Below are 22,660 nucleotides of genomic sequence, written 5' to 3'. Positions count from 1 at the left end.
GCGTCCGGGTGAGCGCACGACAGCGATGTCCCGGCGCCCGCCGGGACAGCGGATGACCCCGCGCACCGGTTGACGGTGCGCGGCGCGACCTCAGGCCGCGGCGCGCGAGCGCGCCGGCGAGCGCCAGGCCGTCAGCAGATCGTCCTGGCGCTTCAGCGCATCGGCGAGATGACGCTCCTTGACATGGCCGTAGCCGCGGATCAGCTCCGGCACGCTTGCGATGTCGACCGCGAGCGCATGGCTGTCGCGATCGAGACCCGCCAGCAGCTCGTCGATCTGGCGGTAGTAGTCCTCGATCAGGCGACGCTCCATTTTGCGCTCGGCGGTGCGGCCGAACGGATCGAGCACGCTGCCGCGCAGGCCCTTGAACTTCGCCAGCACGCGGAACGCCTTGAACACCCAAGGGCCGTACTCGGCCTTGCGCAGGTGGCCGTCGGCGTCCTTCTTCGCGAGCAGCGGCGGGGCCAGATGGAAGTGCAGCTTGAAGTCGCCGTCGAAGGTGTCGCGGATGCGCTGCTCGAAATCGCCACTGGTATAGAGGCGCGCCACCTCGTACTCGTCCTTGTAGGCCATCAGCTTGAACGAATAGCGCGCGACCGCTTCGGTCAGCGCAGTCTGGCCCGGCGTGCGCGTCTGTTCGGTCTTGCGCACGGTCTCGACCAGATCCGCATAACGGCGTGCGTAGGCGGCGTTCTGGTAGTCGGTCAGGAACGCGACGCGACGCGCGATGCGCTCGTCGAGGCTGCCGCTCAGGCTGGCGTCGTCGAGCGCGTCGGCACCGGTCACGACCGGGGCGGCGGCGGGCCGCGTCGGCAAGGCGAGCGGGATCGCGCCGGACGGCAGGTGCGGCTTGACGCCGGCGGCGGCACGCACGCGCGCCGGATCGTGCGCGCCCAGGCGGCCCCAGTTGAAGGCGGCCTTGTTCATTTCGATCGCCGCGCCGTTGAGCTCGATCGCGCGCATCAGCGCGTCGTGGCCGACCGGTACCCAGCCCTTCTGCCAGGCGTAGCCGAGCATAAACAGATTGGCCGCGATCGTGTCGCCGAGCAGGGCGGTCGCCAGATCGGTCGCGTCGACCAGCTCCGGCGAGTGGCCGTCGAGCGCGAGCTTCACCGCGTCGATGATCTTCTGCGCCGGGAACTTGAGGTCCGGCTTGGTTGTGAACGTGCCTGGCATCGCCTCGTAGGTATTGAGCACGACATTGGAGCGGCCGGCACGGATCTTCGACAGCGCCCAGTAGTCGTTGACGACGACCATGTCGCAGCCGAGCACGAGGTCGGCCTCGCCGGCGGCGATGCGCACCGCATGGATGTCGCCGGGCGCGCGCGCGATGCGCAGGTGGCAGGTGACCGCGCCGCCCTTCTGCGCCAGGCCGGTCTGGTCGAGCACGGTGCTGCCCTTGCCCTCCAGATGGGCGGCCATGCCGATCAGCGCGCCGATCGTAACCACGCCGGTACCGCCGATGCCGGTGACCAGCACGTTCCACGGCTGCGCCAGGTCGGTTGCGAAGGCCGGCATCGGCAGCGCGTCGAAATCGACCGCATCGGCCGAGCCCTTGCGCTTCTTCAGGCCGCCGCCGTGCACGGTCACGAAGCTCGGGCAGAAGCCCTTCACGCACGAGTAGTCCTTGTTGCAGCCGGACTGGTCGATCTCACGCTTGCGGCCGTATTCGGTTTCCTTCGGCAGCACCGACACGCAGAACGACTTGACGCCGCAGTCGCCGCAGCCCTCGCAGACCAGCGAGTTGATGAAGACGCGCTTCTTCGGATCCTCGAGCTTGCCGCGCTTGCGGCGGCGGCGCTTCTCGGTCGCGCAGGTCTGGTCGTAGATCAGGATCGACACGCCCTTGACCTCGCGCAGACGCTTCTGCACTGCGTCGAGCTCGTCGCGATGCACGAATTCCACGCCGCTCGGGAAGATCTCCGGGCGCGACCATTTGGCGATGTCGTCGGAGACGACGACGATCGTCTGCACGCCTTCGGCGCGCATCTGGTGGGCGATGTCGGGCACCGTCAGCGTGCCGTCGACCGGCTGGCCGCCGGTCATCGCGACCGCGTCGTTGTAGAGGATCTTGTAGGTGATGTTGACCTTGGCGGCGATCGCCTGGCGGATCGCCAGTGAGCCGGAGTGGAAATAGGTGCCGTCGCCGAGGTTCTGGAATACGTGCTGGGTCTCGGTGAACGGCGCCTGCCCGCACCAGGTCACGCCTTCGCCGCCCATGTGCGAGAAGGTGTCGGTGCGGCGGTCCATCCAGGTGACCATGTAGTGGCAGCCGATGCCGCCCTGTGCGCGCGAGCCTTCCGGCACCGCCGTGGAGGTGTTGTGCGGGCAGCCCGAGCAGTAGTGCGCGGCGCGCGGGAAGTTCGCACGCGGCAGTGTCAGCTCCTGCTCCTTGGCCTCGATCCAGGCCACGCGCGAGCGGATCGCCTCGCTCGTGAAGAAGCGCGCGAGGCGGCGCGCGATCACCAGCGCGATCATCGCCGGCGTCAGCTCGCCGGTGCTCGGCAGCACCCAGCGGCCTTCCTCGTCGTACTTGCCGACGACGCTCGGGCGCGTCGGCCAGTTGTACATGTATTCCTTCATCTGCGACTCGATGAACGAGCGCTTCTCCTCGACGACGATCACGTCCTCCAGGCCGGCCGCGAAGTCGCGGATGCCGACCGGCTCGAGCGGCCAGGTCATGCCGATCTTGTAGACGCGGATGCCGATCTCGCGCGCGTCGCGCTCGCTGATGCCGAGGTATTCCAGCGCCTGCAGCACGTCCAGATAGCTCTTGCCGGTGGTGACGATGCCCAGCCTGGCGCGCGGCGAGTCGAGCACGACGCGGTCGATGTGGTTGGCACGCGCGAACGCGCAGGCCGCGTCGACCGCGTACTGATGCAGGCGCATCTCCTGGTTCAGCGGCGGATCGGGCCAGCGGATGTTGAGGCCGCCCTCGGGCAGCGCGAAATCGCCCGGCAACACGATGTCGAGCTGGTGCGGATTGACGTTGACGCTGGCGCTCGACTCGACCGTCTCGGCGATCGTCTTGAAGCCGACCCAGCGCCCGGTGAAGCGCGACATCGCCCAGCCGAGCATGCCCATGTCGAGGATGTCCTGGACGCCGGCCGGGTTGAGGATCGGCATCATCGCCGAGACGAACTCCAGTTCCGAGCCGTGCGGCAGCGTCGAGGAACGGCAGGCGTGATCGTCGGCGGCCAGCGCGAGCACGCCGCCGTGGCGCGAGGTGCCGGCGGCGTTGCCGTGCTTGAAGACGTCGCCGCAGCGATCGACGCCGGGGCCCTTGCCGTACCACATCGCGAACACGCCATCGACTTTGGCGCCCGGGAACAGGTTGGTCTGCTGGGTGCCCCAGACCATCGTCGCGCCGAGATCCTCGTTGAGGCCCGGCGTGAACTCGATCGCCGAGGCCTTGAGGTGCTTGCGCGCCTTCCACAGCTCCAGATCGAAGCCGCCCAGCGGCGATCCGCGATAGCCGGAGATGAAGCCGGCGGTATTGAGGCCGGCGGCGCGGTCGCGCATCTGCTGCATCAGCGGCAGACGCACCAGCGCCTGGACGCCGGACAGATAGATGCGTCCTTCGCTGCGCGTGTACTTGTGTTCGAGCGTGTACTCGCGATCGACGACCGGCGCGGGAACGGACATGGGAGACCTGGCAGACGGCTAGGGATGGACGCGGAAATTGTAGCAGCGGCCTCGTCGGCCCAAGCCGCGGCGGCGGGAATCAATCGGCCGGGCGCGAGCGCACAATCGGCGCGGCCGCCCGGTGCCGATCGCGCCGCGCCGCGACCCGGGACGCAACCGGCGGGTGTGCCTTGCAGGGCAGTGCGCCTGCACCGCGGTGCAGGCCGCAGCGACCCGGCGGAGCGTCCGCGGGCGGCACCCGCATCGCGTGGCGACCGTGGTCGCGCCACAGGCGGCGATCCGGTCCGTCAGCGCGGCCGCTTCTTCAGATCACCTCGATGCCGGCCGTGCGCAGCAGCCGGCAGACCGCGATCAGCGGCAGGCCGATCAGCGCGGTCGGATCGTCGCTGCCGATCCGTTCGAACAGGGCGATGCCCAGGCCCTCGCATTTGAAGCTGCCGGCGCAGTCGAGCGGCTGCTCGCGCTCGACGTAGGCGGCGATCGTCGCGGCGGTCAGCGGTCGGAACGCGACCTCGGTCCGGTCGAGGGCTGCGTACTCGACCGTGTCGCCGCTGCGCCGATCGATCAGGCAGACCGCGGTGTGGAACAGCACGGTCGCGCCGCTGCAGGCGGCCAGCTGGATGCGGGCGGTGGCCGCGTCGCCGGGCTTGCCGAGCACGAGGCCGCCGCGGTCGGCGACCTGGTCCGAGCCGATCACGACTGCGCCGGGCGCGTGCGCGGCGACCGCGCGCGCCTTCTCGGCGGCCAGCCGGCGCGCCAGATCGGCCGCTGCCTCGCCGGACTGCCGCGTCTCCTCGACGCCGGGCGCCACGCAGCGCAGGCGCGGTGCGATGCGGCCGAGCAGCTCGCGCCGGTAGCGCGAGGTCGAGGCCAGCACGAGGTCGACCTCGGCGATCTTCATGGGCTGCCGCCGGCGGCGCCGATCGCATGGCGCAGGTCGGCGCTGGCGTCGTCGAGCTGTTCGATGCGGCGCTGCAGGTCGGCCAGCGACCGCGCCAGCGCCGCGTCGGCAGCCTCCAGTGCCGTGATCGAGGCCCGCGCCGCGTGTTCGCGCAGCCAGAGGCGGTGGGCCAGCAGATCGCGCAGCGCCGCGTCGATCGGCGCGCCGGGCAGGTCGGCCGCGGCGTCCTCGCCGGCCGCGGCGACCAGTCCCGGCACGTCGGCCAGGCGCCGGCGGCAGGTCTGCAGGCGTTCCTCGAACGCGTCGGCGCGATCGAGAATGCTGCGCAGCACGCGCGCACGGCGCGCGCGGCGTCGCCCGATCCAGACCGCCGCGATCAGCGCGGCGCCGGCCGCGCAGGCGGCGATCGTCAGGATATTCATGGGCTTGGCTCCGCGCCGACGAAGCCGGACAGTGTGCCCGAGCCGGCGCCCGCGGGCAATTTGGGTTGACTTTGCGGGGGGGCACACCTAGTATCGCGCGCCCTATGTCAGCCGCCCTGCCCGAAACCGTGGATGCTTGGCGCATGGTGCAGGGGCAGCGTGCGTTTCAGGGGCGTTTGCCGCTGGCGGGCTTTGCGCGGCTGTCCGACAGCCTGGCCGATGCCGACGGCGACGTCGCCTACGACCTGGAGTTCGGGCGCGACGCCTACGGAATCGCGTTTCTGCGGCTGCACGTCGACGCCGGTCTGCCGCTGATCTGTCAGCGCACGCTGGAGCGTTTCGTGCAGCCGGTGACGATCGATCAGCGGCTGGGCCTGATCAGCAGGGAGCAGGACGAGGCGGGTTTGCCCGAAGGCTACGAGCCGCTGCTGGTCGCCGACGGCCAGCTGGCTCCGGCCGACGTGATCGAAGACGAGTTGATATTGACGCTGCCGGTCGTACCGGTGAGCCCGGGCGCCCCGCTCGAGTTCACCACCGGCGCCGACGAGCCGGACCAGGCGCTGCGCGAGAATCCGTTCGCGGTGCTGGCCCGGCTCAGGCACGATTAGCGGTACCTTGAGATTTCATCGGAGAAAGTGTCATGGCAGTTGCCAAGAGTCGCAAAACCCCGTCGCGTCGCGGCATGCGCCGTGCCCACGATTCGCTCACCGCCAAGCAGTTGGCCACCGATCCGACGTCGGGCGAGGTGCATATCCGCCACCACGTCACCAAGGACGGCTACTACCGCGGCAAGAAGGTGATCGACACCCGTTCGTCGGTTCCGACCGAGGACTGATCGGTTCTTTTCGGCGGATGCGCGCAGGCGCATCCGGCCGGCATCCGGCGGGAACGGGCCGAGCGGCGCCGTTCCCGCGTCTTTTCTGCCGGTAGGCGCTGCGGCGGTCGGACGGCCCTGCGTCACCCACGACACGCAGCCAGCTGCAGTAGGGGTTGATTCTGATCCACTCACGCATCGCGGGTACCGGCAGCTATCTGCCGGACAAGGTCCTGACCAACGCCGACCTCGAACGGCTCGTCGAAACCAGCGACGAGTGGATCGTGTCGCGCACCGGCATCCGCGAGCGGCACATCGCCGCCGACGGCGAGACGACCGGCGATCTGGCGCTGCACGCGGCGCGCCGCGCGCTCGAGGCGGCCGGCGTCGCGGCGAGCGAGATCGACCTGATCGTGCTCGGCACGACCACGCCCGATCTGGTCTTCCCGTCGACCGCCTGCCTGCTGCAGCACCGGCTCGGCGCCAACGGCTGCATGGCCTTCGACGTCAACGCCGCCTGCAGCGGCTTCATGTACGCGCTCGGCATCGCCGACAAGTTCATCCGTTCCGGCACCGTCAAGACGGCTCTGGTCGTCGGCTCTGAGACGCTGTCGCGGATGACCGACTGGACCGACCGCCAGACCTGCGTGCTGTTCGGCGACGGCGCCGGCGCGGTCGTGCTCAAGGCCTCCGACGAGGCCGGCATCCTGTCCACGCATCTGCATGCCGACGGCGGCCACAAGGATCTGCTGTACGGACCGGTCGGCGTGTCGACCGGCTTCCGCGCCGAGGAGCCCAACTGCGGCGTCACGATCCGCATGAGCGGCAACGAGGTGTTCAAGGTCGCGGTCAAGACGCTGGACCGCGTCGTCGACGAGACGCTCGAGGCCAACCGGCTCGACAAGAGCGCGATCGACTGGCTGATTCCGCATCAGGCCAATCTGCGCATCATCCAGGCCACCGCCAAGCGGCTGGACATGCCGATGGATCGCGTGATCGTCACCGTCGACAAGCACGGCAACACCTCGTCGGGCTCGGTACCGCTGGCGCTGGACTATGCGGTACGCTCCGGCAAGGTCCAGCGCGGCCAGCTGCTGCTGCTCGAAGCGTTCGGCGGCGGCTTCACCTGGGGGTCGGCGCTGATCCGGTACTAGTGCCGTTGGCATGCGGCCGGCCCGGACCGGCAGGGGCCGCGCCGGAACCGGTCAGGCGAGCGGCCGGCTCCGGAAGTCGAGGCGCCAGCTCGGGTCTCGCCGCCCGGTCCGGAGCCGTTCGATCGGGCGAGGGCACGGAGCCCGCCATTCCCACTCATCGCTAGAGCGCCTGCCGAGCGCGGAGGGACTCCATGGCTCAACGTCTGCTGCTCGACGGCCGCGCAGTCTGGCTCAAGCGCTACGGGCACCGGCCCCGGCGTCTGGCGCATCGTGCCCTGGACTTCACGGCCCGCCAGCTCGATCTGGAGCCGTTGCGGCCCGACCGCGTCGCGTCGGCCGAGGAGGCCAAGCGCATCGAGGCGCGCCGGCTCGGCGAACTGGCCGGGCGCGGTCTGCGCGTGCCGTCCGTGCTGGGTGACGGCGCCGACGTGCTGCTGCTGAGCGACGTCGGCGCCTCGCTGTCGTTGCAGCTGCGCGAGATCGGCGACCGGCCGGCCGCGATCGACCGCCTGGTCGCCGGCGCGGTCGATGCGATCGCGCAGGCGCACCGCCGCGGCGTTTATCTCGGTCAGCCGCTGCCGCGCAATCTCACCGTCGACGCCGACGGCTACGGCTTCCTCGATTTCGAGGAAGATCCCGGCCGCGTGATGTCGCTGGACGGCGCGCAGGCGCGCGACTGGCTGCTGTTCGCGTCCGGCGTCGCGCGCCGCTACGAGGCGCGCGGACCGCGGGCGCTGGCGGACCTCCTCGCGGCCGGTCTGGACCGCGCGCGTGCGCCGGTGGTCGGGCAGGTGGGCCATGCCGCGCAGCGGCTGCATTTTCTCGAACGCCTGACCCGCCCGTTCGGATCGCGCGCCCGCGCACTCGGCGAGGCGGTCGCAGCGCTGCGCCATGCGCTCGGCATCCTGGCGCTGACGGCGCTGATGCTGCTCGATTACCTGCCGGACCGCGACTTCGACCTGCTCGGCCTTTCCTTCCTGATCGACTATCTGACATGACCGATACCGCTTCCCCGCTCGCATTCGTCTTCCCCGGCCAGGGCTCGCAGTCGCTCGGCATGCTGGCCGAACTGTCCGAGATGCATGCCCAGGTTCGCCAGACCTTCGTCGAGGCTTCCGATGGCGCCGGCGTGGACCTGTGGGCGCTGTCGCAGGGCGGACCCGAGGAGATGCTCGGCCGTACCGAGTACACGCAGCCGGCCCTGCTCGCCGCCGGCGTCGCGGTCTGGCGCGTCTGGCTGGCCGCCGGCGGTGCGCGCCCGGCGCAGTTGGCCGGCCACAGTCTCGGCGAGTACACGGCCCTGGTCGCGGCCGGCGCGATCGATCTGCACGACGCGGCGCATCTGGTGCGAATCCGCGGCCAGGCGATGCAGGCCGCCGCTCCGGCCGGCGCCGGCGCGATGGCCGCGGTGCTCGGCGCCGACGACGCGCTGGTCGAGGAGGTCTGCCAGGCCATCTCCGGCGACACCGTCGTCGTGCCGGCCAACTACAACTCGCCGGGGCAGATCGTGATCGGCGGGCACGTCGCGGCGGTGGACGCCGCGCTCGCGCAGCTCGCCGAGCGCGGCGTACGCAAGGCGGTCAAGCTCGCGGTCAGCGTGCCCTCGCACACGCCGCTGATGCGCGAGGCCGCCAACCGGCTGGCCGAGGCGATCGGCGCCTACGTCTGGCGCGAACCGGCGATCCCGGTCGTGCAGAACGTCGATGCCAAGGTCCACGCCGGCCTGCCGGAGATCCGCGATGCGCTGGTGCGCCAGCTCTACCTGCCGGTGCGCTGGACCGGCTGCGTGCAGGCGCTGGCCGCCGGCGGCGCGACGCGCGTCGCCGAATGCGGGCCCGGCAAGGTGCTGACCGGCCTGGTCAAGCGCATCGACAAGTCGCTGGACGCCCGTCCGCTCGGTACGCCGGGCGAATTCGAGGCGGCGCGCGAGGCCTGGTCCTGACCTTCTTTTCCTACAGCGAGACTTCCGCATGAGTGCAATCCTCGAGGGCGAGATCGCCCTGGTCACCGGTGCCAGCCGCGGCATCGGCGCGGCGATCGCCGCGGAGCTGGCGAGCCTCGGCGCCGTCGTGATCGGCACCGCGACCAGCGAAGCCGGTGCGCAGGCGATCGGCGAACGGCTGGCCGCCAGCGGCGGCGCGGGCCGCGTGCTCGACGTCACCGACGCGGCCGCGGTCGACGCCCTGGTCGAGGAGGTCGGCAAGACCTTCGGCGCGCCGTCGATCCTCGTCAACAACGCCGGCATCACGCGCGACCAACTGCTGATGCGCATGCGCGACGAAGACTGGCAGGCGATCATCGACACCAATCTGAGCTCGGTCTTCCGGACCTCGCGCGCGGTGCTGCGCGGCATGATGAAGGCGCGCAAGGGCCGCATCATCTCGATCGCCTCGGTGATCGGCCTGACCGGCAATCCGGGCCAGTCCAACTACGCGGCGGCCAAGGCCGGCATCATCGCGTTCTCCAAGTCGCTGGCGCGCGAGATCGGCTCGCGCGGGATCACCGTCAACGTCGTCGCGCCGGGCTTCATCGACACCGACATGACGCGCGTGCTGCCCGACGAGCAGAAGAAGGCCCTGGTCGGCCAGATCGCGCTCGGCCGGCTCGGCGAGCCGGCCGACATCGCGCGCGCGGTGGCGTTCCTGGCCTCGCCGGCGGCGGCCTACATCACCGGAGAAACTCTGCACGTCAACGGCGGCATGTACATGCCGTGACAGGGCGCCGCGGACCGGCCGGGGCGCTTGAAAAGCGCCCGGTACGGCGCCATCGCGATCCCGCGCCGAGGCAGCGGGCGGTTGCTGGCGACCCTTCGGACGTTCCACTACAATGCGCCCGACTTCAAGCCACGCTGCGCCACCCGGTGCGGCGGTCGGGCAAACCGCAAGAATCCCATCGGGAGGAAGAGAACCCATGAGCACCATCGAAGAACGCGTCAAGAAAATCGTCGTCGAACAGCTGGGTGTGAAGGAAGACGAGGTCACGCCGAACGCGTCGTTCGTTGACGATCTCGGCGCCGATTCGCTCGACACCGTGGAGCTGGTGATGGCGCTCGAGGAGGAGTTCGAGTGCGAGATTCCCGACGAGGAAGCCGAGAAGATCACCACCGTCCAGCAGGCGGTCGATTACGTGAAGGCGCACGTCAAGGCCTGATCGGCCCGCCCAGGCGTCGAAAAGAGCTGCGCCCGCGAGGCGCAGCTCTCGTTTTGAGGGCCGCAAACGCTACGCTCGCGTACGGTTGCGTCCGCCATCGAAAGGTATTCGCATGACCAAGCGTCGCGTCGTCGTCACCGGACTCGGACTGCTCAGCCCCGTCGGCAACGACGTATCCACCGCCTGGCGCAACGTGCTGGACGGCGTGAGCGGCATCGGACCGATCACGCATTTCGACGCCAGCACGTTCCCGACGCGGATCGCCGGCGAGATCCGCGACTTCGATCCGGCGTCGGTGATCCCGCCGAAAGACGTCAAGAAGATGGACCCGTTCATCCACTACGGCGTCGCAGCCTCGCTGCAGGCGCTGGCCGATGCGGGTCTGGCGCCGCACGAGCACGACGCCGAGCGCATCGGCGTGGCGATCGGCGCCGGCATCGGCGGCATCCACACGATCGAGCGCACCTCGATCACCTATCACGAGAGCGGCCAGCGCAAGATTTCGCCGTTCTTCGTGCCGAGCTCGATCATCAACATGGCATCGGGCCAGCTGTCGATCATGCTCGGCCTGAAGGGCCCGAACATCGCCTGCGTGACCGCCTGCACGACCGCCACGCACAACATCGGCCTGGCGATGCGCATGATCCAGTACGGCGACGCCGACGTGATGATCGCCGGCGGCGCCGAGTACGCGACGACCGGCACCGCGGTCGGCGGCTTCTGCTCGGCGCGCGCGATGTCCACGCGCAACGACGAGCCGACCCGCGCGAGCCGTCCGTGGGACCGCGGCCGCGACGGCTTCGTGCTGTCCGACGGCGCCGGCGTGCTGGTGATCGAGGACTACGAGCACGCGGTCAAGCGCGGCGCGCGGATCTACTGCGAGCTGGCCGGCTACGGCATGAGCGGCGACGCCTACCACATGACCTCGCCGCCCGAGGACGGCAACGGCGCGCGGCGCTCGATGCAGATCGCGATCGCCGACGCCGGCCTCAATCCGGACCAGATCCAGTACATCAACGCGCATGCCACCTCGACCGGCGTCGGCGACGTCGCCGAGGTCGCCGCGATCAAGGCCTGCTTCGGCGACCACGCCGGCAAGCTGATGGTCAGCTCGACCAAGTCGATGACCGGCCATCTGCTCGGCGCGGCCGGCGGCGTCGAGGCGATCTTCTCGATCCTGGCGCTGCGCGACAACGTCGTGCCGCCGACGATCAACCTCGACGATCCGGACGAGGGCTGCGACCTCGACTTCGTGCCGCACACGGCGCGCGAGAGCCGGCTCGAGGTCGTCTTGTCCAATTCGTTCGGGTTCGGCGGCACCAACGGCACCCTGGCGTTTCGGCGCGTTTGAGCCGCGCCCGGCTCAGCCTGACCGGCCGGCGCGACCTGCTCGCGCTGGCGGCGGCTTACCCTGAGCGTTATCCGGGCCTGCTCGAGAGCGCGGCGCGCGGCGGTGATCGGCCGCGCTACGACATCCTGTTCGCGCATCCGCAGTCGGCGCTGCAGCTGGACGCCGACGGCCGCGTGCGTGACGGCGAAGGCCGCGTCCTCGAAGGCGATTTCCTCGATCTGCTCGACGCGCGCCACGCCGATGCGGGCGAGGCCGGTGCCGACCACGGTCTGCCGTTCGGCGGCGGCTGGCTGGTCTATCTCGGCTACGAGTATGCCGGCCATGTCGAGCCGCGCCTGCGGCTGCCGGCCGCCGCCGACGGCCTGCCGGTCGCGCTGGCGCTGCGCTGTCCGGCCGCGATCGTCGTCGACCACGCCGAGGACCGCACGATCCTGATCGCCGAGGCCGGACATGCCGGCCTGGTCGAGTCGATGGCGCGCGATCTGGCCGCGGCGCCCGAGTTCGACGCGGCGCTGCCGGCGCGCATCGCGATCGACGAGGACGCGCCGCAGCGCTTCCTCGACGGCGTCGCACGGATCGGCGAGTACCTCGCCGCCGGCGACGTGTTCCAGGTCAACCTGTCGCGCGGCTGGCAGGCGCGTTTTGCCGCGCCGGTCGCGCCGGCCGCGCTGCACGCGGCGCTGCGGCGTGCCAATCCGGCGCCTTACGCGGCCTTGCTGCAGTGGCGCGGCACGGCGGTGATCAGTTCCTCGCCGGAGCGACTGGTCGAGGTGCGCGGCGAGCGCGTGCAGACCCGGCCGATCGCCGGCACGCGGCCGCGTCTGGCCGGCGAGGACGAGACCGAGCGCGTGCGCGAGCTGGTCGGCCATCCGAAGGAACGCGCCGAACACGTCATGCTGATCGACCTGGAGCGCAACGATCTCGGCCGCATCTGCGTGCCGGGCAGCGTCGTCGTCGACGAGCTGATGACGGTCGAGAGCTATGCGCACGTGCACCACATCGTCTCCAACGTCGCCGGCCGGCTGCGCGCGGACGTGTCGCCGGGGCGCGTGCTGCGCGCGGTGTTCCCGGGCGGCACGATCACCGGCTGCCCGAAGGTGCGCTGCATGGAGATCATCGCCGAGCTCGAGGGCGGCGGCCGCGGCGCCTACACCGGCTCGATCGGCTATCTCGACCGCAGTGGCGCGATGGACTTCAACATCCTGATCCGCACCCTGGTCGCATCGGGCGACTCGGTGCGCTGGCGCGCCGGCGCCGGCATCGTCTTCGATTCGCAGGCCGGCGCCGAGCTCGAGGAGACGCGCGCCAAGGCACGCGGCCTGCTGCGCGCGCTCGGGGACGCGCCGTGATCGCGCGAACGCGCGTCGACGGTCGCGCCTCGGCCGTGGTCGACGTCGCCGATCGCGGCCTGAACTACGGCGACGGCCTGTTCGAGACGATCCTGTTCGTCGACGGCGCGGCGCCGCTGTGGCCGCGCCATCTGGCGCGGCTGCGCGAAGGCTGCGAGCGGCTGCGCATCGCGCCGCCGGACGAGGCCGCGCTGGCCGCCGACTGCGCCGCGGTCGGCGCCGAGCTGCCGCGCGCGGTGGTCCGCGTCACGGTCACGCGCGGCAGCGGTCCGCGCGGCTACGCGCCGCCGCGGCCGGCCGGCTCGCGGCGCATCGTCGCCGCCGGTGCCGAGCCGCCGCTGCCGCGCGATTGGTACCGCGAAGGAATCCGGGTACGCTTCTGCGAGACCCGTCTGGCGCTGCAGCCGCAGCTGGCCGGACTCAAGCATCTGAACCGTCTCGAGCAGGTGCTCGCACGCGCCGAGTGGGACGATTCCGCCATTGCCGAGGGCATCGTGTTCGACACCGAAGGGCGCGTCATCGGCGCGACCGCCGCCAATGTGTTCATCGTCCGCGACGGCGCCGTCGCGACGCCGCGCCTGGACCGCTGCGGCGTGGCCGGCGTGATGCGCGCCGAGCTGATCGCGCGCCTGGGCCAGGTCCGGATACGCGACATCGAGGCCGGCGAGCTGCTCGACGCCGACGAGGTCTTCGTCTGCAACGCGGTGCGCGGCGTGCTCTGGGTCGGCGAGCTCGGCGGCCGGCAGTGGCGACCCGGTCCGGTCGCCACGCGCCTGATCGCCGATCTGCACGCGGCCGGCTTCGGAGCGGCGGCATGAGCGCGCCGCGCAAGGCCGCCGTCGCGTCGCCGAGCCACGGCCGCACCGGCATCGGCCGGCTGCTCGGCATCGCCGTGCTGGCGCTGCTGCTCGCGGCGGCCGCGCTCGCGTTCGCGGCCTGGCGCGACTACCGGCAGTTCGCCGATGCGCCGCTGTCGCTCGAGGCCGACACCACGCTCGACATCGCGCGCGGCACCTCGTACCGGCAGATCGTGCGGACGCTGCGCCGCGAGGGGCATACGCGTGCCGCGCCGTTCTACTGGCGTCTGCTCGATCGCCAGATGGGCGTCTCCGGCCGGCTGCACGCCGGCGAGTACGCGCTGCCGGTCGGCATCACGCCGCGCCAACTGCTCGCGAAGATGGCGGCCGGCGAGGTGGTGCAGCACCAGTTCACGATCGTCGACGGCTGGACGTTCCGCCAGCTGCGCGTCGCGCTCGCGCAGGAGACCGGCCTGCGCCAGACGCTGACGATCGCGAGCGACGATGAGATCGCCGCGCAGCTCGGCCTCGCCGACGTCGGCGCCGAGGGCTGCTGCCTGCCCGAGACCTATGCCTGGATCAAGGGCGAGTCGGACCTGGACGTGCTGCGCCGCGCTGCCGCGGCGATGCGCAGGACGCTCGACGAGCTCTGGGCCGCGCGCGTGCCCGACCTGCCGCTGAAATCGCCGTACGAGGCGCTGATCCTGGCCTCGATCGTCGAGAAGGAGACCGGCATCGCCAGCGAGCGCGCCGAGGTCGCCGGCGTGTTCGTGCGCCGGCTGCGCATCGGCATGCGGTTGCAGACCGACCCGACCGTGATTTACGGCCTCGGCGAAGGCTACACCGGCCGCCTGCGCCGGCGCGATCTGGACGGCGACACGCCGTACAACACCTATACGCGCGCCGGCCTGCCGCCGACGCCGATCGCGCTGCCGGGCCGCGCGGCGATCGCCGCCACGCTGGCGCCGGCCGGCGGCGACGCGCTGTACTTCGTCGCCTACGGCGACGGCAGCGGCCGCCACGAATTCTCCGCGACGCTGGCCGAGCACAACCGCGCGGTCGCGCGCTATCTGGAGCGGCTGCGCCGATGAGGGGCCGCCTGATCACGCTCGAAGGCGGCGAGGGCGCCGGCAAGAGCACGGTGCTGGCCACCGTGCGCGAGCGGCTGGCCGCCCATGGCATCGACGTCGTCGTCACCCGCGAGCCCGGCGGCACGCCGCTCGGCGAGGCGGTGCGTGCGCTCGTGCTCGATCCCGCCTACGGGCCGGTCTGCGCCGAGAGCGAGCTGCTGCTGATGTTCGCCGCGCGCGCGCAGCTCGTGCGCAGCGTGATCGAGCCGGCGCTGGCGGCCGGACGCTGGGTGCTCAGCGACCGCTTCAGCGACGCCAGCTACGCCTACCAGGGCGGCGGCCGCGGCCAGCCGCCGGCGCGCATTGCCGATCTCGAATCCTGGGCGGCCGGCGTGCGTCCGGACCTGACGCTGCTGCTGGATCTGCCGGTCGCGCAGGGCCTGGCGCGCGCCGGCGGCCGCGCCGCGGCCGATCGCATCGAGGCCGAGCGCGAGGATTTCTTCGAGCGCGTGCGCGCGGCCTACCGCGCACGCGCGGCGGCCGAGCCGCAGCGCTTCCGCGTGATCGACGCCGGTGCCGAGCTCGGCACGGTGCAGGCCGCAGTCGCGGCCGCGATCGACGCCTATCTCGCCGTGCAGCAGCGCCGATGAACGCGACGATCGCGCCATGGCTGGAGCCGACCTGGCAGCGCCTCGGCGAGGCGCTGCGGACCGGCCGCCTTCATCATGCGCTGCTGATCGCCGGCCCGGCCGGTCTCGGCAAGCGCGCCCTGGCCGAGGCCCTGGTGGCCGCGGCGCTGTGCCAGCAGCGGACCGATGCCGGCGCCTGCGGCGTCTGCCGTGCCTGCCGGCTGCTGGCGGCCGGCACGCATCCGGACCGTGCCCATGTCAGCTTCGCCGAGCGCGACGACGGCAAGCTGCGCAGCGAGCTGACGATCGAGCAGATCCGCACGCTGTCGGCGCGCCTGGCGCTGTCGAGCCAGTTCGGCGGCCTGCAGCTGGCGATCATCGAGCCGGCCGAGGCGATGAACGTCAGTGCCGCCAACGCGCTGCTGAAGACGCTCGAGGAGCCGGCCTCCGACACGATCATGATCCTGGTCGCCGACCAGGCCGCGCGCCTGCCGGCGACGATCCGCAGCCGCTGCCAGCGTATCGATGTCGCGCTGCCGCCGGGGCGCCAGGCCCTGGCCTGGCTGCGCGCGCAGGGGCTGGGCGAGGCCGCGGCCGCCCAGGCGCTTGCAGCCGCGGCCGGCAATCCCGGCCTGGCGCTGGCCTGGAGCGGCGACGGCCGGCTCGAACTCGGCGCCGCCTGCGCCGGCGATCTGGCCGCGCTGGCCGGCGGCCGCGCCACGGCGATGCAGGTCGCCGAGCGCTGGGCGGCCGACCGTCCGGCCGACCGGCTCTGGTTCGCCGCGGTGCTCGCCGACGAGGAGGCGCAGCGGCTCGCGCTCGGCGAGCGCGGCCGTTTCGGCTTGACCGCCATCGACGAAATCCCGAAGCTAGCCGCGTGGTTCGCGAAGGCCAACCAGGCGCGCCGGCTGCTCGACACGCCGCTGCGGCCGGAGCTGGTCCTGCTCGAGGTGTTGCGCGCCTGGCCGGCGGCCGGGCAGGGCGAGAGGAGATTCTGACGATGTCCACCCCGCTATCCGGCGGCATGCCGCGCCAGGGCATCCTGTCGCTGGCGATCAAGGACAAGGGCGCGCTCTACAACGCCTACATGCCGTTCGTGAAGGGCGGCGGCCTGTTCGTGCCGACCACCAAGCGCTACAGCCTCGGCGACGAGGTCTTCATCCTGCTCTCGCTGATGGACGATCCGGACCGCCTGCCGGTGGCCGGCAAGGTGGTGTGGATCACGCCGCCCGGCGCACAGGGCAATCGTGCCGCCGGCATCGGCGTGCAGTTCAGCGATTCGAGCGACGGCGAGATCGTGCGCACCAAGATCGAGACGATCCTCGCCGGTATCCTGACCCAGGAACGGCCGACCCACACGATGTGAGAGCGGCGCGGGGCGCCGCGCGCCTGATCCGGCCGCCGCGCGTTCGCGCACGCTCGTGCCGGACGCGGTGAAACCGCGCGTATAGTATCGGCGCAGGCGTGCAGGCCGCCCGGCCTGCAGCGCGCGTGGCACCTCCAGTACGGATGACGCGGAGACCGATCGTGTTCAGACGTTGGCTGCTCGGAATCCTGGCCGTCGTGGCGGTCGCCATCGTCGGCCTGTTGGTGATCGCCTGGCGGCCGTCGATCGCGCCGATCGATCCGCCGGCGGCCGGATCGTTTCCGCCCGAGCGCGTCGCGCGCGGCGCGATCCTGGCCGGCGCCGGCTACTGCGCGACCTGCCATACCGCCCGCGACGGCGCGCGCTATGCCGGCGGCTATCCGATGGCGACCGCGTTCGGCACGATCCATTCGACCAACATCACGCCCGATCCGGACACCGGCATCGGCCGCTGGTCCGAAGCGGCTTTCGTGCGCGCGATGCGCAGCGGCGTCGCGCGCGACGGCAGCCACCTGTTTCCGGCGTTTCCGTTCGACCATTTCACCAAGGTCACCGATCAGGACCTCGGCGATCTCTACGCGTTCCTGATGAGCCAGCCGCCGGTCGCGGCGGCGCCGCGCGACAACACGGTGCCGTTTCCGCTCAACCTGCGTGTGTTGCAGGCCGGCTGGAAACTGTTGTTCCTGCGCAAGGGCGTATTCGAGCCCGATCCGGCCCGCAGCGAGGCCTGGAACCGCGGCGCCTATCTGGCCGAAGGCCTCAGTCATTGCGGCGCCTGCCATACGCCGCGCAACGCGGTCGGTGCCGAGCGGCGCAGTGCCGCCTATGCCGGCGCGCTCGTCGATGGCTGGGAGGCGCCGGCGCTGACCGCGGCCAACCCGGCCCCGGTGCCATGGAGCGAGGACGCGTTGTACGCATACCTGCGCGGCGGCGTCAGCGCGCTGCACGGCAGTGCGGCCGGCCCGATGTCCGAGGTGGTCCATGACGGCCTGTCCGAGCTGCCCGATGCCGACATCCGCGCGCTCGCGGTCTACTTCGCCGATGTCTCCGGGGCTGACGGGCGCGCCGATCGCAGCGACGCGGCGGTGACCGCCGCGCTCGCGGCATCCGCGCAGGCGCCGTCGTCGGCATCGGACGCCGGCGCCGAGCTGTATCGCGCGGCCTGCGCGTCGTGTCATTACAACCGCGCGCCGGCGCCGCTGGCGGCACGTCCGGAGCTGGCCCTGGTCAGCGCGCTCGGCAGCGACGATCCGAGCAATCTGATCCGCGTCGTGCTCGAAGGCATCGGCGTCGAGGAAGGCATGCCGGGCGTGCTGATGCCGCCGTTCGCGCATCTGGCCGACGCCGATCTCGCCGCACTCGCGGCGTATCTGCGTCGTACGCGTACCACCCGCCCGCCGTGGCCGGATCTGGAGGCGAAGATCGCCGAGGTCCGCCGCCACACCGCCGGCACCTGACCGTCCTTTCGAGCGGAGCCGCCGCGATGACCAGCCTGACGATCAACGGACGCGAGGTCACCGTCACCAGTGGCGAGGACACGCCGCTGCTGTGGGTGATCCGCGACGAGCTCGGTCTGACCGGCACCAAGTTCGGCTGCGGCATCGGCATGTGCGGCGCCTGCACGGTCCACGTCGACGGTCGGGCGATTCGCTCGTGCATCACGCCGGTGGCGGCGGTCGCCGGCACCCGCATCACGACGATCGAAGGTCTCGATCCGGCCGGCGCGCATCCGCTGCAGAAGGCCTGGATCGCGACCCAGGCGCCGCAGTGCGGCTACTGCCAGTCCGGCCAGATCATGCAGGCCGCGACGCTGCTCAAGGATTTTCCGGAGCCGACCGATCGCGACATCGACGCGGTGATGGGCGGCAACCTGTGCCGCTGCATGGCCTACGTGCGGATCCGCAAGGCGATCCATCTGGCTGCGGCCGAACTCAAGGAGCGCGAGTGATGGCCGGCCTGCGCTGTGCTCCGAATCTCGATGCGCCGGCCTCTGCGGCCCGCCGCGACTTTCTGATCGGCGCGGCCGGCGCCGGCTTCGTGCTGGCGTTCGCGCGGCCCGGAAGCGTCTTCGCCGATCCGGCCGCGGCGATCGCCGCGGCCGCCTACGAGCCGAACCTGTGGTGCCGCATCGACGCCGAGGGCATCGTCACGGTCAACATCATCCGCGCCGAGATGGGCCAGCACGTCGGCACCGCGCTGGCGCGGATCCTCGCCGACGAACTGGAGGCCGACTGGGCCGACGTGCGCATCGATCACGTCGACAGCGACCCGAAGTGGGGCCTGATGGTGACCGGCGGCAGCTGGTCGGTCTGGCAGAGCTTTCCGCTGCTGAGCCAGGCCGGCGCGGCCGCGCGCACCGCCCTGATCGAGGAGGGCGCCAAGCTGCTCGGCGTCGCGCCGTCGGCGTGCACGGCGCGCGCCAGCACGGTCAGCGCCGGCGGCCGCTCGATCCGCTATGCCGAGATCGTCCGCCGCGGCAATCCGAGCCGGCACTACAGCGCCGACGAGCTGAAGGCCATGCCGCTCAAGCCGGCCTCCGAACGCCGTCTGGTCGGTCGCGACACGCAGGCGCTCGACGTTCCCGACAAGACCGACGGCAAGGCCGTCTACGGCATCGACGCCCGCGTGGCGGGCATGCTCTACGCGCGGCCGAAGCTGCCGCCGACGCGCAACGGTTCAAAAGTGCTGTCGATCGACGATGCGGCCGCCAAGACCATTCCGGGCTATCACCGCGCACTGGCGCTGGACGATCGGTCCGGCACCGTGCCGGGCTGGGTCATGGTCTTCGCCGACTCCTACGCCGCGGCGATCCGCGCCGCCGATCAGGTGCAGGTGCGCTGGGACAGCGACGACACCGCGCAGGTCTCCGAGCAGCAGATCCTCGATCACGGTGCCAAGCTGATCGCCGATCCGGCCGCCGGCGCGCACGTGTTCGACGATGCCGGCGTCGACGCCGCATTCGCCCAGGCCGCCTCGGTGCTCGAGCACACCTACACGACGGCCAGCGTGCTGCATTTCCAGCTCGAGCCGGTCAACGCGCTGGCGTTCGAGAAGGACGGCCGCTGGGAGATCCACACCGGCAACCAGTGGCAGTCGCTGATCCTGCCGACGCTGGCCAAGGCGCTCGGCGTCGGCGAGGACGCGGTCATCATGCGCACCTATCTGCTCGGCGGCGGTTTCGGCCGCCGCCTCAACGGCGACTACGCGGTGCCGGCCGCGCTGGCGGCCAAGGCGCTCGGCCGGCCGGTCAAGATGGTCCTCACACGCGCCGACGACGCGCGCTTCGACTCGTTCCGTTCGCCGTCGATCCAGCGCCTGCGCATGGCCTTCGACGCGGCCGGCGCGGTGACCGCGATGCAGCACGACGCCTGCGCCGGCTGGCCGACCGAGGTCATGGTGCCGGCGTTCATGCCCAAGGGCGTCAACGGCGTCGCCTACGATCCGTTCGCGATCGCCGGTGCCGACAGCTGGTACGGCGTCGGCGCGCAGCGCGTGCGTGCGCTGTCCAACGATCTGGCCAACCGCGCGTTCCGGCCCGGCTGGCTGCGCTCGGTCGGGCCGGGCTGGACCAACTGGGCTTCCGAATGCTTCATCGACGAGGCCGCCCATGCGCTCGGCGTCGATCCGGTCGCGTTCCGGCTGCGCCTGCTCGATGGCAAGGGCCGCAATGCCGGCAGTGCGCCCAATGCGGTCGGCGGCGCGCTGCGCCTGGCCGCAGTGATCCGGCGCGCGGCCGAGAAGGCCGGATGGGGCGGGGCGCTGCCGGCCGATACCGGCCTGGGCATCGCCGCGACGTTCGGCCAGGAGCGCGACATGCCGACCTGGACCGCCTGCGTCGCACGCGTGCGCGTCGATCGCGCCAGCGGCATCGTCGTCGCCGAACGCCTGACCCTGGTCGTCGACGCCGGCACGATCGTGCATCCCGACGGCGCGCTCGCGCAGACCGAGGGTGCGGCGCTGTGGGGCCTGAGCATGGCGCTGCACGAGGGCACCCGTTTCGTCGACGGGCAGGTGCGCGACACCAATCTCGATACGTATACGCCGCTGCGGATCGGCGACGTACCGGCACTGGACATCGAGTTCGTTGCCAGCACCGAGGCGGCGGTCGGGCTCGGCGAGCCGGCGACCACGGTGGTTGCGCCGGCGATCGGCAATGCGGTGTTCGCCGCGGTCGGCGCGCGCCTGCGCGATCTGCCGATCCGCCCCGACGCGGTGCGCGCGGCGCTCGCCGGCAAGCGCGCCTGACCGATACGAGCGCGCGCTGGTGCGGCGCACGATTTGCGCGTACACTGAACCGGTTTGCTGCACCGGCTGCCCGTTTTCCCCGGTACGCCCGCCTCTCCAGGCTTCGAGCCGCGCTCGAATCATCTGCCTGAGACGGCTTCACTCCGCACGTCTTTCGCTGCGCAAACCCGACGGCCCGGTCCGGTCCGTCCGACAACGAATCACTTACTCGCAGCGCGGTTTCAAGGGAACGCTCCGGGTCGCAGAACGGAGTATGTCCATGTCTTTCGAAACCCTTGGGCTGGTGCCCGAGCTGTCGCGTGCGCTCGCCGAACTGGGCTACACGCAGCCGACCCCGATCCAGACCGAAGCGATTCCGCTGGCGCTGGCCGGCCACGACCTGATGGGCGGCGCGCAGACCGGAACCGGCAAGACCGCCGCGTTCGCGCTGCCGCTGCTGCAGCGGCTCGCGCAGATGCCGCCGGCCGGCGGCCCGCGCCGTCCGCGCGCGCTGGTGCTGACGCCGACGCGCGAGCTGGCCGTGCAGGTGCACGACAGCCTGCGCACGTACGGCAAGTACCTGCGCCTGTCGAGCACGACGATCTACGGCGGCGCCGGCATGCAGCCGCAGATCGACGCGCTGCGCCGCGGCGTCGACGTGCTGGTCGCCACGCCGGGCCGGCTGATCGACCACATGGAGCGGCGCAGCGTTGATCTCTCGCAGATCCGCACGCTGGTGCTCGACGAGGCCGACCGCATGCTCGACATGGGCTTCCTGGCGGCGATCAAGCGCATCCTCGTCAAGCTGCCTTCGGACCGCCAGACGCTGCTGTTCTCGGCGACGTTCGAGGACGCGATCAAGAAGCTCGCGATGGAATTCCTGCGCGACCCGCGCGAGGTGCAGGTCGCCGCGCGCAATACCGTTGCCAGCACCGTCGCGCACCGCGTGCATCCGGTCGACGCGGTACGCAAGCGCGATCTGCTGGTGGACATCCTGGCGGCACGCTGGCAGGAGCAGGTCCTGGTGTTCGGCCGCACCAAGCACGGCTGCAACCGCCTCGCCGAGCAGCTCGCCAAGTCCGGCATCGAGTCGGTCGCGATCCACGGCAACAAGAGCCAGGCCCAGCGCCTGCGCGCGCTCGGCGACTTCAAGTCGGGCAAGGCGCGCGTGCTGGTCGCCACCGACGTCGCCGCGCGCGGCCTGGACATCCCGCAGCTGCCGCTGGTGATCAACTTCGATCTGCCGATGGTCGCCGAAGACTACGTGCACCGGATCGGCCGCACCGGCCGTGCCGGCGCCAGCGGCGAGGCGATCTCGCTGGTCGCGCCGGATGAGTCGGAGCTGCTGCGCGCGATCCGGCGCATGCTCAAGAACGAGCTGGAGATCGCCGAGGTCGAGGGCTATGCACCGAGCCGGCCGCTCGATCTGGAGGGCCGTGGCGGCAACGTGCAGCGCCCGGGCGGCCAGCGTCCTGCCGGCGCGCGTCCGGCCAAGCGCTCGCGGCGTTCGCGCGGCGGCGGTGGCGGCGGCGCGGCCAAGCCGCAGGCGCATGCCGGCCACAAGAAGCATGCCGGCGGCGCGCGCGGCGACGGTTCGCGGCGCGGCAACGGCACGGCGCGCTAAGGGAACGCCTGCGGTCGGGCCGCCGCGTCTGCGTCGGCCCGTGCGGCACCGCGATTCGCCGGTTGCGATCGGAAAGGCGGCCTCGCGGCCGCCTTTTTGCTGCCGGTCGCCACGCCACGGCACGCGCATGCATGCGGCGCCCGAGTGACAGGGCAGGGTAATGC

21 protein-coding genes are annotated in these 22,660 nt (G+C 71.5%); 18 read left to right on the top strand and 3 right to left on the bottom strand.

From position 1 onward, the window contains the following. Positions 1 to 90: 90 nt before the first annotated feature. The 3 genes from VMR06_RS01895 to VMR06_RS01885 all read right to left on the bottom strand — a co-directional run bounded on the left by VMR06_RS01895 (position 91) and on the right by VMR06_RS01885 (position 4,968). Positions 91 to 3,645, bottom strand: a complete 3,555-nt coding sequence (locus VMR06_RS01895; RefSeq protein WP_325372405.1) for an indolepyruvate ferredoxin oxidoreductase family protein — start codon at positions 3,643 to 3,645, stop codon at positions 91 to 93. A 304-nt stretch (positions 3,646 to 3,949) separates the two neighbouring features. Beyond that, positions 3,950 to 4,546, bottom strand: a complete 597-nt coding sequence (locus tag VMR06_RS01890; RefSeq protein WP_325372403.1) for a Maf family protein — start codon at positions 4,544 to 4,546, stop codon at positions 3,950 to 3,952. Next, positions 4,543 to 4,968 (bottom strand): hypothetical protein, encoded by a 426-nt coding sequence (locus VMR06_RS01885; protein ID WP_325372401.1) that lies wholly within the window; start codon positions 4,966 to 4,968, stop codon positions 4,543 to 4,545. The genes VMR06_RS01890 and VMR06_RS01885 overlap by 4 nt, the downstream gene beginning before the upstream one ends. 104 nt (positions 4,969 to 5,072) lie before the next feature. Between VMR06_RS01885 and VMR06_RS01880 the strand changes: the two genes are divergently transcribed. The 18 genes from VMR06_RS01880 (at position 5,073) to VMR06_RS01795 (ending at position 22,496) form a co-directional block, all read left to right on the top strand. Beyond that, a complete protein-coding gene (locus tag VMR06_RS01880; protein ID WP_325372399.1) occupies positions 5,073 to 5,576 on the top strand; it encodes a YceD family protein in 504 nt (167 codons plus the stop codon). A gap of 32 nt (positions 5,577 to 5,608) precedes the next feature. Further along, positions 5,609 to 5,803: a 50S ribosomal protein L32 gene (gene rpmF, locus VMR06_RS01875; RefSeq protein ID WP_325372397.1), complete on the top strand. Its 195-nt coding sequence runs from the start codon at positions 5,609 to 5,611 to the stop codon at positions 5,801 to 5,803. Between the two features lie 155 nt (positions 5,804 to 5,958). Next, on the top strand, positions 5,959 to 6,936 hold the full coding sequence (locus VMR06_RS01870) for a beta-ketoacyl-ACP synthase III (protein WP_325372395.1): 978 nt from the start codon (positions 5,959 to 5,961) through the stop codon (positions 6,934 to 6,936). 191 nt (positions 6,937 to 7,127) lie between these two features. Beyond that, the gene (locus VMR06_RS01865; protein ID WP_325372393.1) at positions 7,128 to 7,934 is read left to right on the top strand and encodes a serine/threonine protein phosphatase; all 807 of its coding nucleotides are present in this window, start codon (positions 7,128 to 7,130) and stop codon (positions 7,932 to 7,934) included. Then, the gene (gene fabD / locus VMR06_RS01860) at positions 7,931 to 8,878 is read left to right on the top strand and encodes an ACP S-malonyltransferase (protein WP_325372391.1); all 948 of its coding nucleotides are present in this window, start codon (positions 7,931 to 7,933) and stop codon (positions 8,876 to 8,878) included. Before VMR06_RS01865 ends, fabD begins: the two co-directional genes overlap by 4 nt. A gap of 28 nt (positions 8,879 to 8,906) precedes the next feature. Then, positions 8,907 to 9,650: a 3-oxoacyl-ACP reductase FabG gene (gene fabG / locus VMR06_RS01855; RefSeq protein ID WP_325372389.1), complete on the top strand. Its 744-nt coding sequence runs from the start codon at positions 8,907 to 8,909 to the stop codon at positions 9,648 to 9,650. A gap of 196 nt (positions 9,651 to 9,846) precedes the next feature. Next, the gene (gene acpP, locus VMR06_RS01850; RefSeq protein WP_067647511.1) at positions 9,847 to 10,086 is read left to right on the top strand and encodes an acyl carrier protein; all 240 of its coding nucleotides are present in this window, start codon (positions 9,847 to 9,849) and stop codon (positions 10,084 to 10,086) included. A 112-nt stretch (positions 10,087 to 10,198) separates the two neighbouring features. Next, positions 10,199 to 11,437: a beta-ketoacyl-ACP synthase II gene (fabF, locus tag VMR06_RS01845; RefSeq protein ID WP_325372385.1), complete on the top strand. Its 1,239-nt coding sequence runs from the start codon at positions 10,199 to 10,201 to the stop codon at positions 11,435 to 11,437. Next, positions 11,434 to 12,786: an aminodeoxychorismate synthase component I gene (locus VMR06_RS01840; protein ID WP_325372383.1), complete on the top strand. Its 1,353-nt coding sequence runs from the start codon at positions 11,434 to 11,436 to the stop codon at positions 12,784 to 12,786. The genes fabF and VMR06_RS01840 overlap by 4 nt, the downstream gene beginning before the upstream one ends. Continuing rightward, positions 12,783 to 13,604 (top strand): aminodeoxychorismate lyase, encoded by an 822-nt coding sequence (pabC, locus tag VMR06_RS01835; RefSeq protein WP_325372381.1) that lies wholly within the window; start codon positions 12,783 to 12,785, stop codon positions 13,602 to 13,604. Before VMR06_RS01840 ends, pabC begins: the two co-directional genes overlap by 4 nt. Continuing rightward, on the top strand, positions 13,601 to 14,674 hold the full coding sequence (gene mltG / locus VMR06_RS01830) for an endolytic transglycosylase MltG (protein WP_325372379.1): 1,074 nt from the start codon (positions 13,601 to 13,603) through the stop codon (positions 14,672 to 14,674). Before pabC ends, mltG begins: the two co-directional genes overlap by 4 nt. Further along, a complete protein-coding gene (gene tmk, locus VMR06_RS01825; RefSeq protein ID WP_325372377.1) occupies positions 14,671 to 15,303 on the top strand; it encodes a dTMP kinase in 633 nt (210 codons plus the stop codon). The genes mltG and tmk overlap by 4 nt, the downstream gene beginning before the upstream one ends. Continuing rightward, positions 15,300 to 16,280 carry a DNA polymerase III subunit delta' gene (holB, locus tag VMR06_RS01820; protein ID WP_325372375.1) on the top strand — a complete coding sequence of 327 codons (981 nt, stop codon included), beginning with the start codon at positions 15,300 to 15,302 and terminating at the stop codon, positions 16,278 to 16,280. The genes tmk and holB overlap by 4 nt, the downstream gene beginning before the upstream one ends. Positions 16,281 to 16,282: 2 nt before the next feature. After that, the gene (locus VMR06_RS01815; protein WP_325372373.1) at positions 16,283 to 16,648 is read left to right on the top strand and encodes a PilZ domain-containing protein; all 366 of its coding nucleotides are present in this window, start codon (positions 16,283 to 16,285) and stop codon (positions 16,646 to 16,648) included. 161 nt (positions 16,649 to 16,809) lie between these two features. After that, on the top strand, positions 16,810 to 18,105 hold the full coding sequence (locus tag VMR06_RS01810) for a cytochrome c (protein ID WP_325372371.1): 1,296 nt from the start codon (positions 16,810 to 16,812) through the stop codon (positions 18,103 to 18,105). 26 nt (positions 18,106 to 18,131) lie between these two features. Next, positions 18,132 to 18,596 carry a (2Fe-2S)-binding protein gene (locus VMR06_RS01805; RefSeq protein WP_325372369.1) on the top strand — a complete coding sequence of 155 codons (465 nt, stop codon included), beginning with the start codon at positions 18,132 to 18,134 and terminating at the stop codon, positions 18,594 to 18,596. Then, positions 18,596 to 20,893 carry a xanthine dehydrogenase family protein molybdopterin-binding subunit gene (locus VMR06_RS01800; protein ID WP_325372367.1) on the top strand — a complete coding sequence of 766 codons (2,298 nt, stop codon included), beginning with the start codon at positions 18,596 to 18,598 and terminating at the stop codon, positions 20,891 to 20,893. Before VMR06_RS01805 ends, VMR06_RS01800 begins: the two co-directional genes overlap by 1 nt. 259 nt (positions 20,894 to 21,152) lie before the next feature. Further along, positions 21,153 to 22,496, top strand: coding sequence for a DEAD/DEAH box helicase (locus VMR06_RS01795; protein ID WP_325372365.1), 1,344 nt, complete (start codon positions 21,153 to 21,155; stop codon positions 22,494 to 22,496). The last annotated feature ends 164 nt before the right edge of the window (positions 22,497 to 22,660 follow it).

This window comes from Dokdonella sp., from assembly GCF_035511235.1.
Classification (GTDB): domain Bacteria; phylum Pseudomonadota; class Gammaproteobacteria; order Xanthomonadales; family Rhodanobacteraceae; genus Dokdonella.
Note: the sequence above shows the minus strand (reverse complement) of the source record. Positions and strands in the feature narration are given on the sequence as shown.